Annotated in this window: 6 protein-coding genes and 1 pseudogene; 2 read left to right on the plus strand and 5 right to left on the minus strand. The window is 53.6% G+C overall.

From position 1 onward, the window contains the following. From QNK41_RS07535 to QNK41_RS07555, 5 genes are all read right to left on the minus strand, one after another. Positions 1–565, minus strand: a 565-nt coding sequence (locus tag QNK41_RS07535; protein WP_319255356.1) for a protein adenylyltransferase SelO family protein, incomplete at its 3' end; no start/stop codon positions are given. 254 nt (positions 566–819) lie between these two features. Further along, positions 820–1,419, minus strand: coding sequence for a hypothetical protein (locus QNK41_RS07540; protein ID WP_319255358.1), 600 nt, complete (start codon positions 1,417–1,419; stop codon positions 820–822). A gap of 258 nt (positions 1,420–1,677) precedes the next feature. Next, a complete protein-coding gene (locus tag QNK41_RS07545; protein WP_319255360.1) occupies positions 1,678–2,577 on the minus strand; it encodes a haloalkane dehalogenase in 900 nt (299 codons plus the stop codon). Positions 2,578–2,634: 57 nt separating this feature from the next. Beyond that, entirely contained in the window at positions 2,635–2,937 is a 303-nt protein-coding gene (locus tag QNK41_RS07550) for a hypothetical protein (RefSeq protein ID WP_319255362.1), read from the minus strand. 140 nt (positions 2,938–3,077) lie between these two features. Continuing rightward, entirely contained in the window at positions 3,078–3,494 is a 417-nt protein-coding gene (locus tag QNK41_RS07555) for a secondary thiamine-phosphate synthase enzyme YjbQ (protein ID WP_319255364.1), read from the minus strand. 906 nt (positions 3,495–4,400) lie between these two features. Between QNK41_RS07555 and QNK41_RS23005 the strand changes: the two are divergent. Both QNK41_RS23005 and QNK41_RS07560 read left to right on the plus strand, forming a co-directional pair. Further along, positions 4,401–4,526 (plus strand): annotated as a pseudogene (locus tag QNK41_RS23005) (double zinc ribbon domain-containing protein); the annotation flags it as partial. An 18-nt stretch (positions 4,527–4,544) separates the two neighbouring features. Continuing rightward, positions 4,545–4,804, plus strand: a 260-nt coding sequence (locus QNK41_RS07560; RefSeq protein ID WP_319255365.1) for an adenylate/guanylate cyclase domain-containing protein, incomplete at its 3' end; no start/stop codon positions are given.

The raw sequence follows: 4,804 nt of genomic DNA on the forward strand, positions 1-4,804 counted from the left end.
GACTCAGCGCACGGGTGGTGGGCACGCCCAGGTGAAACATGGCCTCGCTGCACAGGAACTCGCGCACCGAGGAGCGCAGCACCGCCAGGCCGTCGGCCGTTCGTGAATAAGGCGTGGGGCCGGCCCCTTTCAGCTGCAGCATCCAGCGCTGCGAATGCCCATTGATAATTTCGCCCAGGTTGATGGCCCGTCCGTCGCCCAGCTGTCCGGCCCAGTTGCCGAACTGATGACCGCCGTAGCACATGGCAAAGGGCTGCATACCCGGCAGCAGGCGGTTGCCGGTGAACACCTGGGTGAACACATCGGATTCACAGGTTTGCTTCGAAAGACCCAGCAAATTAGCCACCTCCTGCGAATAGGCGACCAGTCGGGGGGCTGCCACGGTTGTGGGATTGACCAGAGAATAGCACGCCCCCGTCACCTGACGGCGCCGGTTTTGACGATCAGGATCGGCAGGCAGGTCACCGGTGAAGCGGTTGTCAAAACGCAGCGCGTCCAGGGTTTCTTGTGTTTTTGTGGACGTCTGACTGGGTGAAATAAAATCGGCTGATTCAAGTAGGTTCATCCGGACCGTCCCTTCGCCCATCGGCATATCGCACACCGCCATCAGGTTGTCCGATGATGTTGCCTGAATGGATTGCAGTGATGGCCGGTGTTTTATTTCTGATCAGTAACTTCTGATTAGAGTAAGCACTGAAGCCTGACAATGCCATACCGCGGGCTCAAAACGAAGCGTCAAAGAGTACGGGAAGATGGTTGGAAATAGTCAGGGAAAAATCGATAGGCAACGCCTGGTTGACCGGCATCGCCTTACTTGGGTCATTCCACGGCAGGCTGATTGCCGGCCCCGGCGCCTTCCGCAGTGGACGTGTCGCCTGGGATGACAGCTTCCGGGGCTGAGGCATCTTCGCCCGGTTCACGATTGGCTTCCTCCGCCGCAGCGCCTTCGGTCTCCGCCGCTTCCGCTCCGGCGTCGGCCGGTTCGGGGTCGTCTGTCGATGCAGGCTCGATCTCTGCAGGCGGTTCGATTTCTTCCTGATAGTTCTGGGGCGGCGATGAAAACGAAATGGCGCCGCCGGTACCGCCGGGGTCAGCTTTACCGAATACCGTGATGGTGACGAGCTTGTCTGACTCCCAGACGATCGAGTGGTTCAGGCTTCGCAGCAGGCGCTTGAGCCCCTTTTCCAGCGGCAGATCGTTGATAGTGGCACTGACCGGATGCGCCTTCCACTTGCCGTTGAGGTTGAACCGGTAACCGGTGTCCCGGGTAATGGTTTCAAGCACATCACCTAAGGGCTCATTTTGGGCCGTCAGGCTGATCATCGGATCTGCGGTTGCTTCCTGCGCCATGGCCGGATGAATGGCAGCGCTGCCGACGAAGCAGAAAATGCAAAGGATCAGGCAGGAAATGGGTTTCATAGTGGCATGCCAAGCTACGTGTTATCGGCCGGAGCCGTTGAAATGGTCGATCCGGTTCGGTTAATTCACGATATCGTCTTAGTCTATTTTCCCTCATTTCTCAACAATTGATGGACGTGTATAAGGCACATTGAACACGATTTCGTAAAAAGTGTGAGATCAAGGCCTGCGCAATCCATTGGAATGAGGCGTACTTACGGCACGCCGCAGTGACGAGGGATAAAGCGTAACGCTGAAATCGGATTTATTACGGAACCGTCAACGATTGAATGCCGCCAGGGCTTCTATCGCGACGGCTTCACCCCATTCGGGAACGAAATGTCCCGCCTCGTCGATTTCAATGGGATCGGGGCAATTACGGATATCGTTTTTAAGCGCGCGCATCACCGGCGCGCCCAGCACCGGGTCCTGCATACCGATGGCCATGAACGACCGGCCTCGCCATGACTGGCCAAGCCAGCGCCTGGCATCGCGGGACAGCCGGGCACCATTTGCATCGGGGTGATCCGGCACCATTTCCGGAAATCGTCGTACGCCTGTCTTATAGCGGCCATCGGGAAACGGCGCATCGTACGCGCTGCATTCGGCCGGGGAAAGCTGGGAGCAGGTCCGCTTGAGGAGACGTCCCGGAGAGAGGTCGGGGTTCCTTTTAACCCAGGCCCGCCAATCCAGGAATCCCTTGGAGAGCTGATGATCACCGGACCCGAGGGTGGTGTTCATGACCAGCAGGCGGGAGAATCGCTCGGGCATCGCCATCGGCAGCGTCAGTCCGATAATCCCGCCCCAGTCCTGGCAGACCAGGGTGATATCGGTCAGATCCAACTGGGCGATGAGTGCCAGCAGGGTATTGCGATGGAAATCGAAATGGTATGCGGATGGGTCGACCGGTTTGTCCGACCGCCCGAAGCCGAAAAAGTCGGGTGCGACCACGCGGCCTCCGGCACGCGTGAAGACCGGTATCATGCGGCGATACAGAAAACTCCAGGTCGGCTCGCCGTGCAGGCACAAAAAGGTGGTCCCGGCCGCTTCAGGCCCCTCATCCAGGTAGTGCAGGCGAAGCCCTTCGAAGCCATGCAGGTTGTCAAGGTAATTGGGGGTAAACGGAAAATTGGGCAGGCCGTCGAAGCGTTCATCCGCTGTTCTTAGAGCATCGAGCATCGTGGATCTCCTCTGTCGAGCGCTTGGAAAACGATTGCACGTGGGTGAACGAACTGTCTACAAGGTCGTCAACTTGCGCAGGTAGTCCCGGACATAGTGCGGCAGAATGCCCGCCTTTAGATAGGCATTGAAATCTAAATGGGCAATTTCCGGGTTGAGCGTCCACGTGGCCGCCGCCCGATTGAAAACCTCATACTCGCTGATGCCCTGGTTGCGAGCGTGGTTCCACAGGCGCTCCTCATCTGACAGGGGCGTTCGGTTGGCCCAGTATTTGTCCAGCCGACGCATCAATTCAAAATAGAGCAAGGCTACCAGAATAATCAGCAACATGGGCCATTGAAAAACAGCTTCCTCGTTCATTGGGCACCTCCGGCAACATTCTTCAACTATACAATAATGCCGGAAATTGAAAAAACAGCTGCTTTACAAACTGCCTCGGCAGAATGATTGCGGTCACATGAATCGATGAATCCGCATCGATCCAAAACACGTCCCCCAACCTAATCCCCAATAATTTTAACGAGCACCCGTTTTTTTCGCCGTCCATCAAACTCACCGTAAAAAATCCGTTCCCAGGTTCCAAAATCCAGGTGGCCGTCCGTGATGGCCACCACGACCTCTCTGCCCATGATCTGGCGCTTCATATGGGCGTCGGCATTATCTTCGCCCACATTGTGCCGATACTGGGATACCGGCGCGTGAGGGGCGAGCTTTTCCAGCCAGACATCGTAGTCGTGATGCAGGCCGGATTCATCGTCATTGATGAAAACCGACGCCGTTATGTGCATGGCGTTGACGAGCACGAGGCCATCTTTGACACCACTTTCGTCGATGCACTGCTGCACGTCGCCGGTGATGTTGATGAAGGCCCGGCGGGTAGGGATTTCGAACCAAAGCTCTTTTCGGTAACTTTTCATGGGAAACTCCATATATTTGCAGGGTAAAGAAAAATTCTATCCGGCTATGAGAATGGAAAATCCAATTTTCCATAGTAGGTACTAGATGCAATCGTGAACCTTGATTTATCAAGGGTAAAACAAGGAAAGAACTAATGTCAAAGTCGATGATTTCCATACAAACTAGCCGAAGATTGTGATGGTCGTGTGTGGATCAAGTGCTTTCCAGTCCACACATAGTGAAGGCGGCTCCGATTGGTCGTAAAATGATTTAGACGACACGTATATGCCGTTGATATAGATCTCGCATAAGCAGGCTGTAACCGGCAACGTCAGCACTCAAGATTGCAGTAGGTTTGCGTTGGTAGTCTTGATCCGCCATAAGGCCTCCAACGATGTATGCTTTTATGCCTTCGAAAATATGACAAGATCAGAATCGGTTGAATGTTCAGCCTCAGGTGACAGATGCTGGTTTTGGTAACGATCGCGATAATCTGTATATAGGGGGGAAGTATGAACAAATGCTATAATTTATAAATAGAATAGATTTGTTGCGGGGGTCAAGCAGGAATTGTCAGTTGTGTGCTTTATAAAAGTTTTACCGGTAATAACCAATTTTGTAACTTAGATGAGCCCTAATTGAACCCTCCCCACGGCAAGCCGCGGGGAGGGTTCACCGTAAGGATGGATATCGATTTCCAGAGCCGGTGCAGGACAACACCATTCGTAATGTTAGCTATTGATAATGACCAGGATCTTCAACAAAAAATTGACTAACTGGTTACGGGGACTAAATAATTGGTATGTCGCTGTAGGCCAAATATTTTGGTTACATGCCAAGGCGATCGTCTCGAGGCCAATTCGTTTACGATACAAAGAATCATATCTTAAAGAAAAATTACCCCTAATGTATGTGAAACGCAGTATATGAAATGTCCTGCCTGTAATACAAATAATCTGGAATCTGCCAGGTACTGCAACCAGTGCGGCAGTTCGATGGCGGCGCTATGCCCGGCCTGCGGCCAGCCTAACACAGTAGACAGTAAATTTTGCAACCAATGTGGAAAACGATTGGATGGTTCCCGGTCAACCCCTCCCCGGCAGGATCGCCAACCCCTTGCTTACACACCCAGTTTCCTGGCCGACAAGATCCTAACCAGCCGCGCTTCCATCGAGGGAGAACGAAAACTGGTCACCGTGCTCTTTGCCGATGTGGCCGGTTTTACGGCCATGTCCGAAAAGCTCGATCCCGAAGAAATGCATTCAATCATGGATGGCTGTTTTACCATCCTCATGGAGGAAATCCACAAATTCGAAGGCACGATCAATCA

It is taken from the genome of Desulfosarcina sp., from assembly GCF_033791525.1.
Classification (GTDB): Bacteria; Desulfobacterota; Desulfobacteria; order Desulfobacterales; family Desulfosarcinaceae; genus Desulfosarcina.

What these genes read in the sequence shown, in the direction of transcription:
- QNK41_RS07540 (WP_319255358.1), bottom strand. Translation starts at nt 1,419, where the DNA reads ATGAAACCCATTTCCTGCCTGATCCTTTGCATTTTCTGCTTCGTCGGC.
- QNK41_RS07545 (WP_319255360.1), bottom strand. Translation starts at nt 2,577, where the DNA reads ATGCTCGATGCTCTAAGAACAGCGGATGAACGCTTCGACGGCCTGCCC.
- QNK41_RS07550 (WP_319255362.1), bottom strand. Translation starts at nt 2,937, where the DNA reads ATGAACGAGGAAGCTGTTTTTCAATGGCCCATGTTGCTGATTATTCTG.
- QNK41_RS07555 (WP_319255364.1), bottom strand. Translation starts at nt 3,494, where the DNA reads ATGAAAAGTTACCGAAAAGAGCTTTGGTTCGAAATCCCTACCCGCCGG.